Annotated in this window: 13 protein-coding genes; 6 read left to right on the top strand and 7 right to left on the bottom strand. The window is 45.9% G+C overall.

What is annotated here, in order from left to right; all coding sequences use genetic code 11:
- The first annotated feature begins 4 nt into the window (after nt 1-4).
- Both ABHV44_RS08085 and ABHV44_RS08080 read left to right on the top strand, forming a co-directional pair.
- Nucleotides 5-1147 carry an acyl-CoA dehydrogenase gene (locus tag ABHV44_RS08085; protein WP_459074168.1) on the top strand — a complete coding sequence of 381 codons (1143 nt, stop codon included), beginning with the start codon at nt 5-7 and terminating at the stop codon, nt 1145-1147.
- A 162-nt stretch (nt 1148-1309) separates the two neighbouring features.
- Nucleotides 1310-4006, top strand: coding sequence for a hypothetical protein (locus ABHV44_RS08080; protein ID WP_459074167.1), 2697 nt, complete (start codon nt 1310-1312; stop codon nt 4004-4006).
- 2 nt (nt 4007-4008) lie between these two features.
- Here ABHV44_RS08080 and recG read toward each other — a convergent pair whose 3' ends face one another.
- From recG to cdd, 4 genes are all read right to left on the bottom strand, one after another.
- Nucleotides 4009-6111 carry an ATP-dependent DNA helicase RecG gene (recG, locus tag ABHV44_RS08075; protein ID WP_459074166.1) on the bottom strand — a complete coding sequence of 701 codons (2103 nt, stop codon included), beginning with the start codon at nt 6109-6111 and terminating at the stop codon, nt 4009-4011.
- A 114-nt stretch (nt 6112-6225) separates the two neighbouring features.
- Nucleotides 6226-7542, bottom strand: coding sequence for a pyruvate dehydrogenase complex dihydrolipoamide acetyltransferase (locus ABHV44_RS08070; RefSeq protein WP_459074165.1), 1317 nt, complete (start codon nt 7540-7542; stop codon nt 6226-6228).
- A gap of 44 nt (nt 7543-7586) precedes the next feature.
- Nucleotides 7587-8660: a pyruvate dehydrogenase (acetyl-transferring) E1 component subunit alpha gene (gene pdhA / locus ABHV44_RS08065; protein ID WP_459074164.1), complete on the bottom strand. Its 1074-nt coding sequence runs from the start codon at nt 8658-8660 to the stop codon at nt 7587-7589.
- Nucleotides 8661-8725: 65 nt separating this feature from the next.
- Nucleotides 8726-9220: a cytidine deaminase gene (gene cdd / locus ABHV44_RS08060; protein ID WP_459074163.1), complete on the bottom strand. Its 495-nt coding sequence runs from the start codon at nt 9218-9220 to the stop codon at nt 8726-8728.
- An 88-nt stretch (nt 9221-9308) separates the two neighbouring features.
- On the opposite strand from cdd, the gene ABHV44_RS08055 reads away from it, so the two are divergent.
- A complete protein-coding gene (locus tag ABHV44_RS08055; RefSeq protein ID WP_459074162.1) occupies nt 9309-10058 on the top strand; it encodes a polyphosphate polymerase domain-containing protein in 750 nt (249 codons plus the stop codon).
- A complete protein-coding gene (locus ABHV44_RS08050) occupies nt 10042-10749 on the top strand; it encodes a DUF4956 domain-containing protein (RefSeq protein ID WP_459074161.1) in 708 nt (235 codons plus the stop codon). The genes ABHV44_RS08055 and ABHV44_RS08050 overlap by 17 nt, the downstream gene beginning before the upstream one ends.
- Nucleotides 10750-10765: 16 nt before the next feature.
- Here ABHV44_RS08050 and ispF read toward each other — a convergent pair whose 3' ends face one another.
- The 3 genes from ispF to porU form a co-directional block, all read right to left on the bottom strand.
- Nucleotides 10766-11242 (bottom strand): 2-C-methyl-D-erythritol 2,4-cyclodiphosphate synthase, encoded by a 477-nt coding sequence (ispF, locus tag ABHV44_RS08045; protein WP_459074160.1) that lies wholly within the window; start codon nt 11240-11242, stop codon nt 10766-10768.
- Between the two features lie 5 nt (nt 11243-11247).
- The gene (porV, locus tag ABHV44_RS08040; RefSeq protein WP_459074159.1) at nt 11248-12486 is read right to left on the bottom strand and encodes a type IX secretion system outer membrane channel protein PorV; all 1239 of its coding nucleotides are present in this window, start codon (nt 12484-12486) and stop codon (nt 11248-11250) included.
- 62 nt (nt 12487-12548) lie between these two features.
- The gene (gene porU / locus ABHV44_RS08035; RefSeq protein ID WP_459074158.1) at nt 12549-16454 is read right to left on the bottom strand and encodes a type IX secretion system sortase PorU; all 3906 of its coding nucleotides are present in this window, start codon (nt 16452-16454) and stop codon (nt 12549-12551) included.
- 143 nt (nt 16455-16597) lie between these two features.
- Between porU and ABHV44_RS08030 the strand changes: the two genes are divergently transcribed.
- Both ABHV44_RS08030 and ABHV44_RS08025 read left to right on the top strand, forming a co-directional pair.
- The gene (locus ABHV44_RS08030; RefSeq protein ID WP_459074157.1) at nt 16598-17584 is read left to right on the top strand and encodes a PorP/SprF family type IX secretion system membrane protein; all 987 of its coding nucleotides are present in this window, start codon (nt 16598-16600) and stop codon (nt 17582-17584) included.
- Nucleotides 17585-17628: 44 nt separating this feature from the next.
- Nucleotides 17629-19374, top strand: a complete 1746-nt coding sequence (locus tag ABHV44_RS08025; protein ID WP_459074156.1) for an SUMF1/EgtB/PvdO family nonheme iron enzyme — start codon at nt 17629-17631, stop codon at nt 19372-19374.
- Nucleotides 19375-19398: the final 24 nt, after the last annotated feature.

Below are 19398 nucleotides of genomic sequence, written 5' to 3'. Positions count from 1 at the left end.
CAGTATGAATCTGGAGCTAACAGAAGAACAAATGGCCGTGAGAGATGCGGCAAGGGACTTTGCACAAAACGTGCTCAAACCCGGAGTTATAGAACGCGATGAAAAGCAGCAATTTCCTAAAGAACAAATTGAGCAGCTTGCCGAATTGGGCTTTATGGGAATGATGGTCGATCCGAAATACAACGGTAGCGGAATGGACACCGTTTCTTACGTTTTGGCGATGGAAGAAATTTCCAAAGTAGACGCATCGGTTTCAGTTTGCATGTCGGTGAATAACTCTCTCGTTTGCTGGGGAATAGAAAAATACGGCACTGAAGAGCAGAAAGAAAAATACTTAAAGCCACTGGCCGGAGGAGAAAAAATCGGAGCCTTTTGCCTCTCAGAACCAGAAGCCGGTTCGGATGCTACCATGCAGCGAACTACTGCCGAAGACAAGGGTGATTACTACCTGCTGAACGGAACTAAAAACTGGATTACCAATGGTGGTTCAGCTTCATACCACATTGTGATTGCTCAAACTGATCCAGAGAAGAAGCACCGTGGTATCAACGCGTTTATCGTTGAAAAAGACTGGGAAGGTTTCGTTGTAGGCGCTAAGGAAAACAAAATGGGAATTCGCGCTTCCGACACGCACACATTGATGTTTCAGGATGTGAAAGTCCCTAAAGAAAACCGCATTGGTGAAGACGGATTCGGATTCAAGTTCGCGATGGAAGTACTCAGCGGAGGACGAATAGGAATTGCCTCACAAGCTCTGGGAATTGCATCTGGAGCTTACGAATTGGCCAAAGCCTACTCACTCGAGAGAAAAGCATTCGGAAAAGAAATCAGCAAGCACCAGGCAATCGCCTTCAAACTGGCTGACATGGCTACCGACATCGAATCTGGAAGACTGCTTTGCCTCAAAGCGGCTTTCTTAAAAGATCAGGGAAGAAACTTTGACCAGGCAAGCTCAATGGCAAAACTGTTCTGTGCCGAAATGGCCATGAAAAACACAGTAGAAGCTGTTCAAATTCACGGTGGTTACGGATACGTTAAAGAATACCACGTGGAGCGTTTGATGCGCGATGCCAAGATCACCCAGATCTACGAAGGAACTTCAGAAGTTCAAAAAATTGTAATCTCCAGAAACTTGCTCAAAGACTAAGATTCGTTGAAATAAACTCAACTAGCCCCGATGATTTTCATCGGGGCTTTTTTGTTTTCTGTATGGCTTAATCCTTTCACAGCACTTTGTTCAAAGTCGGTGGTCGCACAACGTGAGTCGCTTCTTCTAAGGTTTATCTTAGCTCGCTAAAGTGATTGACTTATGGTGAGGAGAATATTCTCGGTTCTACTGGTTTTGGCGCTCGCTGCCGGCATCGTTTACGCTTATCTGGGAATGCGTTCCGAACAGGCACCAAAGAGTGCAGCTATTGATGCTATTCCAAAAAATGCCGTATTGATTTTGGAAACCGGAAATCCCCAATCGCTCTGGAATCAGGCCTCGACCAACAACATGATTTGGGAAGAATTTCAGGCGGTGCCATCGCTGCAACGTGCCGATTCTCTTTTGAATGCGCTCGATTCGGCTTTCACTGCCGATGCCGATCTGCAAAAGCAGCTCGACAGAACAAATTTCACCCTGAGCCTCCACCCGGTAGGAGCACATAATTTCGCGTGGCTATTTTCTTTTGGCGTACCCAATACCTGGAACAAAGCACAAACGCTGAAAGCTCTAGAGCAATTCGTAGGCAAAAACCCAGACTCTCAGACCTACGATGGATCAACGATTTTCACCTCTAAAAACTCACAACTTCACTACGCTTTTGAAGAAAATCAATTGATCCTGAGCCCCGACAAGAGTCTCATTCAGGAATCCGTGCGTCACATAAAAAGCGGAGTTTCGATAACTCAAGACATCGATTTTGACAAGGTAAGAAAGACCGCAGGTAGCTCGGCAGAGGCCAATCTTTTTGTCCAACACGACAAACTATTTTCCTTTGTAGGAGAATCGCTGAAGGAGAGTTTTCAGGTTGAACCGTTTTACGCCACGTGGTCTACCCTGGACCTCGAAGTGAAGCCTAACGCACTTTTTCTCAACGGCTACTCTCTGCAAACCGATTCTGTTTACAAGTACCTGACGGTTTTTCAAAACCAGGATCAGAGAGATTTTGGGTGGTTTGGTGAACTTCCTGCGTCCACCGCTTTTGCCACCGTGCAACAGGTAGAAAACCAATCGGAATTTCGAAGAAACCTCAATGATTACTACGAGGAGTCGGGTTCACTAGCTTTTAGGAATGGGAAAATCAACAATCTCGAGCAGATCTGTGACTGCGATTTGTGGCAAACTTTTTCTCGTGAATGGGATGGACGAATTGCTCACGTTTTGCTTGAGCCTTCTGGTGTAAATGAGCCGGCACCAGCCTTAAATGTTTTCGGGGCTAAAGACACTTCGAGTTTGCTTCAAAACTGGTCTACGTTTTTGAGCCCGCACCCAGAGCTTCCTACTTATCGCGGCATTCCAATCTACTACTTTGCGCTCCCTTCTTCTGTAGAAACGCTTTTTGGCGAGCTGTTCGAGGGATCGGCAAAAGTGGTATCGGTTTTGGAAAACAAGGTGATCTTTTCGGAAAACCTGCGCGACATGCAAACTTTTCTAGCGAATTACTCAACCGGAAGAACGCTTGAAAACGATGCGTCTTTTCGAGAGTACAAGAGCAATTTGGCTGGAGAGTTCAACCTGATGTTCTACAACAACATCGCCAGGTCGCCATTTCTCTTCGCCCGCATGCTCAAGGAAAAAAATGCCGAGAGACTACTTGAGTTTTCAGATCAGCTCAGAAAATTGCAGGCTCTCACACTGCAGGTTTCTTACTCGCGTGACGGACTGTACTACAACAACCTTTATCTGAAGTACAACCCTGTCTACAAACAGCAGACAAGCACCTTGTGGGAAATTGCCCTTGAAACAGGATTCAACTTTAAGCCCGAGTTAGTAACGAACCACTACACCAACGCCCAAGAGGTTTTCTTCCAGGACAAGAACAACACGGTTTACCTCATCAGCCCCACCGGCAAAATCCTCTGGCAAAAAGAAATGCCCGGAAAAATTATGAGTCCGGTTCGCCAAATCGACATTTTTAAAAACGGCAAGCTTCAAATGGTTTTCAACACGAAGGACGCTATCCATTGCCTCGACAGGAATGGCAACACGGTGGAAGGGTTCCCGATCAGGCTACCGGCTGAAGCAACTTCGCCACTTTCTGTTTTTGACTACGACAACAACAAGGACTACCGCCTGGTGGTGGCTTGCGCGGATCGATCCATAAGAAACTACGATGCTTCCGGAAATGCAGTGAAAGGCTGGAATGCTTCCAAAACAGAAAACCTGGTGAATGCACCGCTCAAGCACATCAGGGTAAAAACGAAAGACTACATTTTTGCCCTGGAAGAAACAGGCAAAGTGCATTTGCTGGCCAGAACAGGAGAAACGCGCTTCAACCCAAAATCGAACGTGCAGCACTACGCGGGCAGCGAGTTTACGATCATCAACGGGAAAAGCATCAGCGAAACGCGGATGATCTATCCCGACACGTTGGGGAATATCGTGGAGCTCGAATTTGGAAATGGAGAAGTGGAATTTGGCCTCACCGGAATTGCCGAGGGCTCTTTCATCACCTTTGCCGACATCAACAACGATAGCAAGAAGGATTACATCATCGCTGATGGAAACGAACTGAGAGTTTACGACTCATCGCGTGAGAAGCTTTTCGAAAAAGAATTTGAAGGCCCGATTACTTACTCTCCGCAGGCTTACTCTTTCGGTAGTAACGATGTGAGAGTTGGAATCACCGTGGCCGAAGTCAGCAAGTGTTACCTCATCAACAACGATGGAGAAATGACTGACGAATTTCCACTTTTTGGAAACACGCCTTTCAGTATTGGAGACTTAAACAAAACTGGCGATTGGAATCTGGTGATTGGCGACACACTCGGAAACGTGTTGACCTACAGCCTGGAGTAGATTTAAGAAATCCTTCCCCAGTTGGGTTTTTTGTATTGGATTCTTCTGAGCTCTGCTCCCAGCTCGCGATTTTCGGGCCGGTTGAGCTCTTCATCTTTTTCAAGAATTTCGACAGCACTTTTTCTGGCTTGAATCAGAATTTCGCGGTCGGTAGTGAGGTCGGCAATATTAAACTCAAAGGTTCCACTCTGTCTGGTTCCAGTCATCTCTCCCGGACCTCTGATTTCAAGATCGACTTCGCTGATTTTAAAACCATCGTTGGATTCCACCATGGTTTTAATTCTTTTTCTGGCATCGTTTCCGAGCTTTCCTGCAGTCATCAAAATACAATAGCTCTGCTCTGCTCCACGTCCCACGCGACCGCGTAGCTGGTGCAGCTGAGAAAGTCCAAATCTTTCTGAGTTTTCAATGACCATTACCGAGGCATTTGGCACGTTCACTCCAACTTCAATTACTGTTGTGGCCACCATCAACTGAGTCTCGCCTTTGACAAAACGCTGCATCTCAAAATCCTTATCCGCAGGTTTCATTTTCCCGTGGACGATACTCACGTGGTATTTGGGTTTCGGAAACCGCTTTTCGATGCTTTCAAAACCGTCCATCACGTGTTTGAGGTCGAGCGCTGCAGATTCTTCTATGAGTGGATACACAATGTAAACCTGTCTTCCCTTGTCGATTTCCTGCTGAAGGAAAAAGAAAAGTCCACCTCGCGAAGATTCATTTCTGTGAATCGTTTTGATCGGCTTTCGGCCGGGAGGCAATTCATCAATCACCGACACATCCAGGTCTCCGTAGAGAGTCATGGCAAGAGTCCTGGGAATTGGGGTTGCCGTCATCACCAGCACGTGAGGCGGCAAAGTGTTTTTCCGCCAGAGTTTAGATCGCTGGGCTACGCCAAAACGGTGTTGCTCGTCAATCACTGCCAGACCGAGGTTTTTGAATTCCACTGTCGGTTCAATCAGCGCGTGGGTTCCAAGTAGAATGTCAATTTCTCCCTCGCAGAGCTTTTGGTGCAGCTCTGTTCTTTCAGATTTTTTTGTGGAGCCAGTGAGTAAGCGAACGCTCATCCCTAGGGGTTCTACCAACTCTCTGATGGTCTCGTAGTGCTGGGTAGCCAAAATTTCTGTTGGAGCCATCATGCAAGCCTGAAAGCCATTGTCCACTGCAATGAGCATGCTGAGCAGAGCCACGAGCGTTTTTCCACTTCCGACATCTCCCTGGAGCAAGCGATTCATGTGAACTCCGCGCTTCATGTCGAACCTGATTTCTTTCAGCACACGTTTTTGGGCGCCAGTTAATTCGAACGGGATGTGCTTTTCATAGAATTCGTGAAAGAAGTCACCCACTCGCTCGAAGACAAATCCCTGAAGTTTTCTGGCCAGCACCGACTTGTTTCTCAACATAATCAACTGAAGCATAAAAAGCTCTTCGAACTTCAATCGATTTCTCGCGCCTTCGAGCAGCGTTGTGCTTTGTGGGAAATGCACATTTCTGTAAGCCTCTTCGCGCCCCATGAGCTGGTGCTCAGCTCTCAGCATTGATGGCAGTGTTTCAGAGACCTTACCGTTGAGCTGGGCCACGAGACTCTTTGCCAGTCGCTCGATTCCGTTGCTGTTGAGCCCCATTCCAGATAGCTTTTCCGTGGTGCCGTAAACAGGTTTTAAGGATCCGCCAACTCTGGCAGTCGCATCGGCAGCGGCATTGAGCTCAGGGTGTGGAATGCTCCACTTGTTCTTAAATTTATTGGGCTTACCGAACACGATGTACTCTACACCTGTCCTGAGTTTGGGCATGATAAAGCGAATCCCTTTGAACCAAACCAGATCGATCGTCCCATGGCCATCGCTAAAAACTGCTATGAGACGCTTCTTTCTCTTGTCGCCCATTTGCTGTACTCTCACGAGCTTTCCCTTGAGTTGAACGTAAGCAGCGTCTGAGGAGATTTCCGATGTTTTGTGGAATGTGGATTTGTCGATGTAGCGAAAAGGGAAGTAGTTGAGCAGGTCAAGAAACGTGAATATCTGAAGCTCCTTTTGCAGTGCCTTGGCACGCTGGGGACCAACACCGGTCAGAAATTCAATTGGTGTTTCCAGAAATGATTGCATTACTTTTTGCTCAGTAGATTTTCAGTTCTCCGGGGAGAGCAATTTAATGCAAAGAAAAAAAGGGAAGTAGATTTCTCCACTTCCCTTTTCAAATTATTTTGAACGATCGACCGGTTATGCGATCATCATCACCGGATTCTCCATCATTTTCTTAAATGTGTCGAGGAACTTAGCTCCAGTAACTCCATCTACAACTCGGTGATCGCAGCTCAAAGTCACTTTCATTCTATTTCCAGGAACAACCTCACCGTTTTTCACAACAGGCTTCTGGATGATTCCACCAACAGCCATAATGCACGAGTCTGGCGGATTGATGATTGCCGTGAATTCTTCAATTCCAAACATTCCCAGGTTAGAGATGGTGAAAGTATTTCCTTCCCAATCCTGAGGCTGCAGTTTTTTGTTGCGCGCTTTCTCAGCGTACTCTTTCACTTCGCCATTGATTTGCGACATTGTTTTTCCATCGGCAAAACGAACAACCGGAACGAGCAACCCTTCGTCTACTGCTACTGCTACTCCCACATGCACGTGGTCATTGTAACGGATGGTGTCACCCTGCCAGCTCGAGTTCACCTGTGGGTGTTGTCTCAGAGCAACTGCGGCAGCTTTGATCACCATGTCGTTGAAAGAGATTTTCAAGTCGCTGTTTTCGTTAACCATCTTGCGAGCTTGCATGGCGTTATCCATGTCAATTTCGATGGTGAGGTAGAAGTGAGGTGCTTCAAACTTACTTTCTGAAAGTCTGCGAGCAATGGTCTTACGCATTTGACTCACGTTCTCTTCGCGGTAACTTTCTTCGCCAACGGCTCCTCTAGTAGTCACTGCCGGTCCGGTTGGGCTAACGGCTTTGTCTTCTCTAAAGTTTTCGATGTCACGCTTGATAATGCGGCCATTGTCGCCCGTTCCGCGAACGCGAGAAATATCAATTCCTTTTTCTTCTGCCAGGCTTTTCGCCAGAGGTGAAGCTTTTATTCGTCCTTCAGCATCCGAAGTGTCGGCAGTGGCAGCGGGACGTTGTTCTTTTTTCTCAGCGGGCTTCTTCTCTTCTGGTTTCTTCTCTTCTTCCTTTTTCTCCGTCTTTTCTTGTTCTTGCTTTTCCTCTTTATTCTCCGACTTCTTGCTGTCGTCTTCCTTCTTCTCTCCTCCAGAAGTTTTGCTGTCTGCTTCTTTCAGAATCTTGTCGACATCTTCGCCTTCATCACCGAGAATGGCAAGAATTGAATCTACTGGAGCGGAATCGCCTTTTTCAACACCGATGTAGAGCAGAGTTCCATCTTGAAAGGACTCAAACTCCATGGTAGCCTTGTCCGTTTCGATTTCGGCCAAAACTTCTCCACTTTCTACCTGATCACCCACTTTTTTGTGCCATTCGGCAACGACACCTTCTTCCATGGTATCACTCAGCTTGGGCATTTTAACGATTTCCGCCATTCTATTCGAATATTTTCTGGTTGACTTTTCTTTGATTGAATTCTTTAGTCTCTCACGAATGGGTATTCACCATCGGAGTAAACATCTTCATAAAGCTCTTTTGGATCTGGCTCTGGAGACTCTTCAGCGAAAGTCACTGATTCTTCCACCAACTTTTTCACCTCGTCTTTGATCTCTTTGATCTTGTCTTCGCTGAGCCACTTGTTCTTCTTGATTTTCTCAAGCGCCACATTCACAGGGTCTTTCCCTTTGTATTCTTCGAGCTCTTCTTTGGTTCGATACTTTGCCGGGTCAGACATTGAGTGCCCTTTGTAGCGGTAAGTCTTCACATCGAGTAGCGTTGGTCCGTCTCCTTTTCTTGCTCTTTCAGCAGCTTCGGCAATGGCATCGGCAACAGCTTCTGGATCCATACCGTCTACAGATGCAGAAGGCATTTCGTAGCTTGCTCCGAGCTTACTCAGGTCGTGTACGTTGGAAGTACGCTCCACTGAGGTTCCCATTGCGTAGTTGTTGTTTTCGATTATAAAAATCACTGGAAGCTTCCAGGTCATTGCCATATTGAAAGTTTCGTGAAGAGCTCCCTGACGGGCGGCACCATCTCCAAAGAAGCAAACGGTAACGTGATCTTCATCACGGTATTTATCGGCAAAAGCAATTCCGGCACCGAGAGGAATTTGCGCTCCTACGATCCCGTGACCTCCAAAGAGATTGCGGCTTTTATCGAACATATGCATCGAGCCTCCTTTACCCTTGCTACAACCGGTAGTCTTACCGTAGAGCTCTGCCATCACGTACTTTGGCTCCATTCCCATTGCAATGGGGTGAGCGTGATCACGGTAAGCAGTGATTACACGGTCTGTGGGCTTAATCGCCTCAACCATTCCGGCCAATACGGCTTCCTGTCCGATGTAAAGGTGGCAAAATCCGCCAAACTTCTGCTGCACGTAAAGCTGTCCACACTTCTCTTCAAACTTTCGCATCAAGAGCATGTCGCGATACCATTTGATGTAAGTATCCTTCCCGTACTTCTGCTTGCTCGATGAGGCCGAGCTCTTTTTCGTAGAAGTGGATTTACTCTTGCTTGTTGATTTTTTACTCTTTGTAGTCGAATTTGCCATTCTTACCAGTCTTGTTTAAAAATAGGTTACAAATATATGGTATGAAAAGTTTGTGAGCGGGATAATCAAAGGTGTTTTTTGAGCCCTTCCTCATGGAAGAAAATAGGCAGCATTTGACTCACTCCATGAATCCGGTAAGCTCGCCCTGAAGCCCCTGCCAACACAAGGGTTATGGCGTTGGCCTGATTCACCTCGTACTCGAGCATCACTTGCCTGCAAGCACCACAGGGAGCAATGGGGTGATCGACCTTGATTCGATCGGAGTCGGCAGTAATCACCACTTTTTCGATGGCCACACCTGGAAAGTTGGAAGCAGCTGAGAAGACTGCCACCCGCTCTGCACACATCCCACTTGGATAAGCAGCATTCTCCTGGTTGGTGCCAGTGACTATTTCCCCGTTTGCCAAAAGCACCGCTGCAGAAACAGCGAATTCTGAATAGGGAGCATAGGCACTGGAGAGTTTTTTCTTTGCAGCTTTTAGCAGTTTTAGGTCTTCTGCAGGTAGGTCGACATCACTATCGAATTCTTCCACCTCCACTGAATATTGCAGTTTCTTCATAGGCTCTTACTGTTGTTCACTCTATTTTCATTAGAGGGACGGGCAATTTATTGATTTCTTTTATTTTTACCCCAACTTGGAGGAAATTTTGGACATACTTGACCGCCTCGATCCGATTGGATTAGATGAGATGGAGGAGGTGCGGTTTATGAATCGCACCGACACCAAATATGTTTTGCCTACCCGAGAGGTCACCTCACTTCTCAAAGAAATCGGAGAAGAATATCAGGTGCTCGACATTGCCGGAAATCGAATGGGACGCTACGAGACGCTCTACTTTGACACTCCTTCCTACGACTTTTATATCCAGCATCACAACGGTAAGAAAAACCGCGTGAAGGTGAGGTACCGAAAATACATCGACTCTGATGTGACTTTTCTGGAAGTAAAAAAGAAAAACAACAAGAACAGGACGATTAAGCTTCGCAAACGCGTTGCAGACATCAGCCAAACGATTGAAGGAGAGGACCTCGACTTTGTGGAAGTTGCGGCAGAGCAAAGTTTAATTTTGATGCCGTCCGTTCGCAATGTGTTTAGAAGAACTACATTGGTCAGCAAAAACCAAAACGAAAGAGCAACCATCGACTTCAATGTGGAGTTGATGCTCAATGGGAAGAGCATCACCTTGCCAGGCCTCTCGATTATTGAAGCCAAACAAGACCTGTTTAACAAGGACTCTAAAATTGTGAGGACGCTCAAAGATCGTCATTGCAGATCGATGAGAGTGAGCAAATACTGCCTCGGTATTGCTCTGCTCAGCGAAAACCTGAAGACCAACAACTACAAGAAAAAACTGAGGAAAATAGAAGAATACCTGCAAAATGAACCTGCTACTTGAACTCTTAACCAACCTCGCCTTTTGGGAGCACGCAAGTTCTGCTCTCACCCTGGGCGCCAAAGAAATTACTGTTTTTGAAATGGAGCTTCTCGAAGTGGAAGATCTCTTCGAACTCGTATTTCGGTTTTTCTTCAACCTGATCTTTGTGCTGGTTTTAGTCCGGCTCATTTACTATCCCGTAGCCAAGCGAAAGGATTTTCTCTTCACTTACATCATGATTAGTATCACAGTGTTTTTGCTGTGCTACATGCTCGAGAATGTGAAGCTCGACCTGGCCTTTGCTCTCGGTCTCTTTGCCATTTTTGGAATCATCCGCTACCGAACCGACCCTATTCCGATTAAGGAGATGACTTATCTCTTTGTGGTCATTGGAATGTCTGTGGTGAATGCACTTGTGAACCGAAAAGTGAGCTACAGCGAATTGATGCTGGTGAACGTTGCCATCATTGTTGCCGTTTACGGCCTCGAACGTGTTTGGCTAATCCGTCACGAGCAGTTTAAAACAATTCTCTACGAAAAGATTGAGCTGATTAGAAGTGGCCAAAGGGACGAACTTAAAGCCGACCTCGAAGAAAGAACCGGAATAAAAATCAATCGTGTGGAAATCGGGCGAATCGACTTTCTGACGGACACGGCACAAATCCGAATCTACTACTACGAAGATGACCAGCCAGGACACATGGAAGAGTAAGACGAGAGAGAATGAATTACTTGTGAATCAGAGCTACTGCATTGCAGCTCACGCCCTCTTCGCGACCGACAAAACCGATTTTCTCGGTGGTTGTCGCTTTGATTGAGATTTGATCTTTTTCCCAGCCTGTCACTTCAGAAAGCTTTTCGATCATTGTTGGGATGTGAGGATTGACTTTTGGTTTCTCAAGACAGAGAGTAACGTCTACGTTGCCCAACTTCCAACCTTTTTCACTCAGCAGGCCAACAACTTTCTTCAATAGAATCTTACTGTCGATCCCTTTGAAATCTGCAGAAGTATCGGGAAAGTGAAAACCGATATCGCGGAGATTAGCAGCACCCAGAAGTGCATCGCAAATGGTGTGGATTAGCACATCAGCATCGGAATGGCCGACTGCACCTTTTGTGTGTTCGAGCCGAATTCCACCAAGCCAAAACGGCTCGCCTTCCTTCAGTTGATGAACATCGTAACCAAAGCCTACTCTAAAATTCATGGAAACTATCCTTGTCTGGCCGCCTCACGCTCGCTGAGCAGTTCGAAGCGAAGAGTAAAACGCAGTGTGTTAGCCAGCGGGTTTTGCTGAGTAGTTGAGATCAGGTAAGAAAGGTCAAACCCGAGTACCTGATACTTCAAGCCAGCACCGAGCGTAATGAACTGACGGTTACCTTTAGAAAGGTGCTCGTAAAAATATCCTGCACGGAACGCAAATTGACGATCGTACCAATACTCTACTCCACCACCGATGTTGATTTCCCTGAGCTCTTCTCTAAGGACGCTTCCATCCTCTACTGTAACTTCTCCGTTTTGATCGTAAGAGTACACTCCTGGTGCATCTGTAAACGATTGGAAAATTGCCGTTGCAACACCCACATCAGGATTTTTACCTACTAGAACTTCAGTTGGGTTGTCGGGATCATAAACTGGCGGTGTAGGAACGAGCAGCTTGTTGAAATCTACAAGAAAACCGAGATCATTGTACTGATCTAAGTTGAAAGTCAATGCAGTTCCAAGACGGAGGTTGGTGGGAATAAAATCTCTCTCAGCGGTTTGGGTGTAGCTCATTTTCGCCCCAATGTTGGAAATATTCACTCCCCAGTTCCACGTGATGTCAGTGTTACCTATTTCGAGATCGTCATTGGTGTAAAAAGCAGAGATGTCCACAGCTACTGACCGACCAGGCTTTGAGTCGACTCCCTGAATATTCGTACCACCCGTGAGGTTTGAGTGAATATAACGCGCTGCTACCCCACCAGAGAACCGTTCCGAAAGCTTTTGTGAGAACGCTACATCAAGACTAAACTCGTTGGGTTGAAAAGTTCGGATTTCATTTCCGGTGTTATCTGTAAAAGAAATCGAACCAAGTGAGAAGTAGCGAAGTGCTCCGGCAACTGCCTGCTGATCGTTCAACTTTTTGTATCCCGTAAGGTATCCGAGGTTCATGTCGTTCACCAACTGACGAAGCCATGGCGAATACGAAACAGCAAACTCCATTTCCTTGTCTGTAAATGAAAGTTTGGCCGGGTTCCAATGCATGGCACTGGCATCTGGCGAAGAGGCTACTCCTGCATCACCAAGGGCTCCAGCTCGGGAGTCTGGCGCAATCATCAGGAATGGCACTGCTGTGGTAATCGTGTTGAGCTGTACTTCATTGGCGCGTTCACCCGGAGTAGAGAGTTGGGCAAATGCACTTCCTACTACACCTGTCAGGACGGCTATTAAAAGCGACTTTCTGAGCATTCTTTGAGTTTTTGAAAAGGCTGCAAATATACGCATAATTAGTTAAATCGTTCGGTAATCAATCACTTAAGAATCACGAGTTTCTCAAACTCTTCAGCACTTTCTCCACTAACAGGATTTGAAACTCTCAACCTGTAAACATAAACTCCCTTACCTATATTGTCTCCGAAGTCATCTTTACCGTCCCACGGAATTGGCTCACTCTGAAACCCGTGATTTTCCATGGTACGAGTAATCGATTTCACGAGTTTACCGCTGATTGTAAAAACCTGCACCTGCACATTCAAGACATCGCATGTTTGATTGTGCTGAAACATAAACTGGGTGTTGGTAGTGAAAGGGTTTGGGTAGTTCAAGACATAATCAAGTGCAATTTCTGCGGAGTTTGCTACAACAAATTCGGTGTAAGCTTCAGATGAATTGTTTTGCACATCCCAAACTTTTAGCGTTAGCGTGTGCTCTCCTTCTTCGAGTTGACTCATTTGATATCTCACGCTTCCTTCTTTGTAAGTATCGAGCTCCGATTCATAGTAGTCATTCAGAATAATTGGGTTGCTGCTTTCCTCATCGAGGATTGCTTTGATATCGTGACCAATTCCGCTTCCAACGGTATTGATTCCGTTCTCGTCAAACACCTTTGCAAAAAGCACCGGTGACTCGTCTGTAATTCCTCCAAAAGCAAAACTCTCATCGTTCATGTAAAGGTTCACTTCCGGTCCGTTGGAATCTAGCTCTGCACTGTCGAGTGCTCCACCAATCTGAAACTCTTCGAAGAATCCATGAGCATCGGTTGAGCCTTGTTCTTCCACTGCGTAGTAACTCACTCTACCACTTCCAAAGTTGTAACCAATGTCCTTGGGAACTACAAAAGAAAAAGAGAAGTCACCATTAGTTACACTTGCTTTACCCTTATAAAGTGTGTTCGACCGCAATGGGAAAGAAAATTCACTTCCGCCATCGTTGTTTTGAACGTTTACCTCCTGGACTTTATCGTAAACTGTTGGATAAACAAAACCGTTGTAATCCTCTAGCTTATTGCCATTGGCATCTCCCACGTAACCGGTAATCGTTACCTCCTGAAGTGCTTTCACAGTGTCCTGCTGGGCAGTAATCGGCTGTTCGTTGATCTCTGTGGTGTAAACCTCTTCTTTAGGGTAGGCCAATTTGAGGGCAGGATCACCAAGCAACGTGAAGTTTCTTTTGTTTGGGGCGCTTGAGGCAGAACCATTTTTGGTCAGCATCGATATTTTACCCAAAGTGAGGTCTTCAATAGACTCATCCTCAAGTGCGTAGTTGTAGAATGAGCGTGCCAGTTGGTTATTGTCGAAAGAGAAAACAATTCTTGTTGTTGTCAGTAATCCTATAGCACCACCGTTTGGGTTCAAAAGAATAAGCTCTCCACTAGAAACGAAACTGGGGTCATCAAATCTACTTAGCTCACATGTGGCTGTCATGAAAAGTGGAAGTCTGTTAAAATTCGACCAGCTCTGAATCATCGGGATACTTAAAACTCTTTCATGAGCCCATCCTTTTTCACCACCATGCCCTACGTAATTAATAAGTAAAGCACCGTTTTCAACTTGCCGGGTTATCGCCTCATTTACTTCTGGATATCGCTCTCCTCCAGGAGTCGACTCCTGCGTGTAGGCGTCCATGTAAATCTTATTGACATTATACTCATTGTGTCTTGAGTAAACCGTGTCGGCATATTGCTCAGAATGTGTCATATGAATCTGCTCGCTCGGCCCTCCATTTCCATCCTGATCATCGGACACGAAGCAGATGGTATTTCTCCAACTTCCAAAAGTGCTGCTTCCCGCATTCGATGCACAGTTTTCTTCTCCTGTAAAACCAGTGTTCTCAGACAAATAATTTCTAATCTTGGCCACCAGGGCCTCGGCATCTTCCAGATTTCTGGCAGAGAGTCTTCCAACTCCTATGTCGAGCATGTCATCACCACTATCGGACTCGTTGTCGTCAAGCAAAGCAAAATAATCGTCCGAAACATAAGAGTTGACAGGCGACACAGAGTTCAGAGACTGGAAGGTAATGATCAAATTGTTGTTATTTCTCAGTCCGAACTTGTTGTTGTAGGTTCCATCTCCGAAGAGTAGCAGATGCTTTGGCTCTAGCTCAGGGTCACCTTCAGCTCTATCATAGAGCATTTTCATGATCATCTTAATGGCGGTCACGTCTCTGTTTCCACCAGAAAACTCATTGTAAACCTGATCGGGAGTAACCACTTCAACCACTGAACCTTCTTCTCTGTGAATGTCGGCCAATTCATTAGCGGGGTCCAGGTATCGGCTGGCTGTCACAATCACCATATCTACATTTTCAAAGGCGTGCAGATTTTGGTTCTGCACCATCCCCACCGCTCGGGGCTCTTTATAATTGCTGGAGTTAAAAGCGATGAATTGACGAAGTTCATCTGTAGGAAGGCGAAACGACTTCGTGTTTCCGGCAGACTCCAAATCGACATTACGGGGGTTGATAAAATCAGAGATTTCCCAAACCTGAGTCACAGCTGATCCATTCTCGATAGTAAATTCACTGACATTTCCGGGACCAACTGCTTCAAGACTTCTAAAGTGCATTTGGGCGCCACTCATCCGCAATTCTCTTTCCACATTCAAGGTAATGTAATCCAGCCATCCCTGAGCAGTGGGATTATACTTGTTGAAGCTCAAACTAACACTTACGTTATCTGAGTTGGGCAAGAAATTGAAATTGGCAAAAGCCGAACGGGCGACATCAGCAGTTGTGAAATCCGAAGTCGGATTCACTTGCAACTCTAGGCTGTTTCCAGGAGCTGAGATGTCGAACGTACTGAATGCTCCCTGAGATGAGCTTCCGATGGTACGCCCCATCACTCGCACCCAGGCTTTACCGCTATCCGGCAAAACATTGGGGAAGGGAAAGTTGAATGAGTAATTGGTATTGATGTCGAAATGCTCTCCGAAGAAACGCCTTCCGGACTTTACCAAATTCACCTGATCGAGTTCGTGAAACTGATAATCATCAAAAGTGGTCACTTGCTGGTTGGCCGGCTGACTTGTCGAAGCAAGCGATTGAATTCTGCTCGGATCAGTGTCGTCTACACGTATAAAGTAGTAAGCCGAGTCGGAGTAGTTGTGTTTTGTGTGTCGAAAGCCAGAAGCTGACGGATCGTCTTCATCTTCCACATAATCCCAAGAATGCGGCCCTTTTCCGTAGAACAAAATTTGATCCCCAGAATCGAAAGATCCATCCTGTTCTCCCGTTATCTGAATGGCGTTCTTTTGGAGGTCATCGTAGCGAAACTCACTGTTGTCGTATGGAAGCATTTCTCCACCGTTTCCGTAAATATTGATGTCTTGCGGATTAACCTCATTCACATTCACTCCCAAATCACTCAGGAGGCTTCTGTCGATGCGGTGAATTCCATCTTCAGCAATGGCAATTTTGTACCACTCGCCTTCCGCCAGCACAGAGTTCTCCGCATAAGTTACAGCTCTTGAAGCACCAGAACCAAATGCTCCACCTGCCGGACTCGCTGTTCCAGAAAAAGAAACCAGGCGCTCGTACTGACCCGTAGTCCTGTTCTTTCTTACAGCAGGAACACTAACAACCAAATAAAAGCCATCTCCGCCTCTTTTGACTTCCGCCCGCCATTCCACTTCTTCAGGTACTAAAACATTCTCTAGCTCACTGGCCCATGCTGCAGGAACTGGCTCGAAGTTGCTATCTGAAAGATTAAAACTTGCAGAACTTGATCTAAAGTTACATTTGTAGCTTTTACTAAAACGAGGAAGGTTGTTCTCCGGGTGATCGTAAACAGCGTTTTCGAAAGTGAAGCCGATCTCACGATATTTCTCACCTTTTTTCTGATCTGCCCACTCAATTTCTTCAGAAACCTCCATAGCGCTCTGAGCACCGACAATAAAGGCACACAGCAAGGCAGTTAGTAAAAGAGAAAATCTTAGCATGGTTAATTAGTTTTTCAAAAATATTTGCGAAGCAACAAAGTAAACGATTCGGAAGTACTCTTATTGCAAGTCTTAAAAGAATTTGCACTGAAATATTTTTACTATAATTGTTGATTCATTTGTTCAAAGCCAAACTTATGTCAGTGAAGAAGAATTTATTGGTGTTCGCTATTGGGGCTCTACTACTAACCTTTGGTACCACGCAAGACACTCAGGCTCAAGACCCTGAGTTTACGCAGTTTTATGCCAACCCACTTTATCTGAACCCAGCTTTTGCCGGGTCTGCAAGATGTCCGAGGGTTGCGCTAAATTACCGAAATCAGTGGCCCGCTCTTTCCGGTTCATTTATTACCACCAGCGCCAGCTACGACCAACACGTAGATGCTATCTCAGGTGGTCTTGGTGTGCAGGTATTGCACGACAATGCCGGACAGGGAACGCTTACCACGACTCAGGTGAGTGGAATTTACTCCTACCAACAAGCAATCACAAGGGAATTCTCTTTGAAAGCTGGTTTTCAGGCTACTTATTTCCAAAAAGCACTCGACTGGAGCAAGTTGACTTTTGGAGATCAGATTGATCCGAGAAGAGGTTTCATTTACGAGTCGCAAGACTTTGTGAGAGGTGGAACCGTGTCGAATGTCGATTTCAGTTTCGGGCTCCTGGGTTTCAGCGATAAATACTTTGTGGGAGCTTCCGTTCACCACCTTACTGAACCAAATGAGTCGTTGATCGAAGGCAACAGCCCTCTGCCAATGAAATTTACAGGTCATGCCGGAGCTAATATTCCGATTGATCGCGGACAAAGATTTTCAGATGCCAGCATTTCTCCAAACGTGATGGTTCGTCACCAGGGAGAATTTACACAACTAAATTTCGGACTCTACGTAAGAAAAGGTCCGATCGTAGGTGGTGTTTGGTATCGTTCTGATGAACAATTCACAGGAGATTCCTTCATAGTTTTGGCTGGAATTGAAACCGACATCATCAGATTTGGGTATAGCTACGATGTTACAGTGTCGCAATTGACGCCAGCATCGGGCGGGTCGCACGAAATTTCGCTTACGTTTCAGTTCGACTGCAGACCCAAAAGAAGAAAGCTGAGGACAATAAGCTGTCCATCATTTTAGTTTAGGATTACTGTAAGCACCGAGGAAAATTAATTTAGGAAATCATGAAAATTCTGAAAAACACTTCAGGCCTCATGCTCTTGCTGGGATCAGTAATAGTGCTGTCATCCTGTCAAAAAGAGCGTTCAAATGCTACTGGTTGGGCGTACAACGACCCCGACAACGGTGGATTTGAGAAGGTTCAATTTACAGAACAAGAAACAGGTCCAGGACTCGTATTGGTTGAAGGTGGTACTTTCACCATGGGCCGAGTTGAAGATGACCTCAACTTTTCTGGCGACAATGTGCCGAGAAGAGTGACCGTTTCGAGCTTTTACATGGATGAGACAGAGGTAACCAACTTTTACTGGTTGGAATACCTTCACTGGCTCGATCGTGTTTATGGCGATACCTACCCAGAAATTGTAGATAAAGCACTTCCAGATACACTCGTATGGCGCGAACTCATGGAGTACAACGAGCCATACGTTGAGTACTACCTCCGTCACCCATCCTACCGCGACTACCCAGTTGTTGGTGTAAACTGGTTGCAAGCCAACGACTTTTGCAAGTGGAGAACTGATCGTGTGAACGAATTTATTCTTATCCGCGAAGGTCTTCTCGTGCATAATCCAACTGCTCAAATTGATGACAACCACTTCACAACTGACGCCTACCTGGCCGGTCAGTACGAAGGAGAAAGAAATCAAGACGGACTTCCAAACCTCGACCCATCTGGTAGCGAGTACAGAAATGTTAGAATGGAGGACGGAATCCTTCTTCCTAAATACCGTCTACCAACAGAAGCAGAGTGGGAATATGCCGCTCTCGGTTTGATCGGTAACTCATACCAAGAGTTGATTACAGACAGAAAAACTTACCCATGGACAGGGCACTACGTTCGTAACGACAATAGCGGTGGCCGCTACTATGGTCAGTTCAATGCTAACTTCGTACGTGGACGAGGTGACTACATGGGAGTTGCCGGAGCGCTGAATGACAACGCAGAAATTACTGCACCTGTTTACGCTTATGCTCCTAACGACTACGGTCTTTACAACATGGCCGGAAACGTTTCTGAGTGGACAATGGATGTTTATCGTCCGCTTTCTCCAGAAGACAAAAGTGAATTCCGTCCTTTCAGAGGTAACGTTTACAAGACGAAAGTGCTAAACAGTGAGGGACGCATCGCTCAAAAATTTGATTACGTTCAATACGACTTCGAAGGACTTGAGCAATACCTGAAAGATTATCAAAGCGAAGCTCGTGAGAATCTGAATGAAACCGATCAAAATCTGATCGACAACCTGCTTTCTTATGTGGCTGACGCCAAAGAGCAAGAGAAAAATGGTCAGGACTACGAAGCAAATGTTCGTATCCAGGACGGAATGGACCTCATTGCTGGATCTGAATCTAAAATTGCTCCAGACCTTCGTCAGGGCTTCTCTCAATACATTGTGAACACTCCAGGTACACTTAAGTACCGTGACGTTCGCGCTGAAGAGAACATCGATAGAAGAAACTATCGCGTAGCTGACAACATCGATGTGAGAGATGGTGACTTCCAATCAAGTATCCGATACGAAGATCCTTCTTATGAAGATAGAACAGAAAGAATGTACGATTATGGTTCTACAACTCTAATCAGTAATCGCTCCAGAGTTTACAAAGGTGGCTCATGGAGAGACAGAGCCTACTGGCTTGTGCCTGGAACTCGCAGGTTCCTTGACGAAAGACGCTCCACAGCAACAATCGGTTTCCGATGTGCTATGGAAAGGCTTGGTAGCCCTGTCGGCCTCGGACAACAATAAAATTTTTGAACTAAATGAATTAAA

Origin of the sequence: Halocola ammonii (genome assembly GCF_049334165.1) — a bacterium.
Lineage (GTDB): Bacteria > Bacteroidota > Bacteroidia > Flavobacteriales_D > Sanyastnellaceae > JBEGHD01.
The sequence above is the reverse complement of the archived record's forward strand: the minus strand, read 5'-3'. Positions and strand labels throughout refer to the sequence as shown.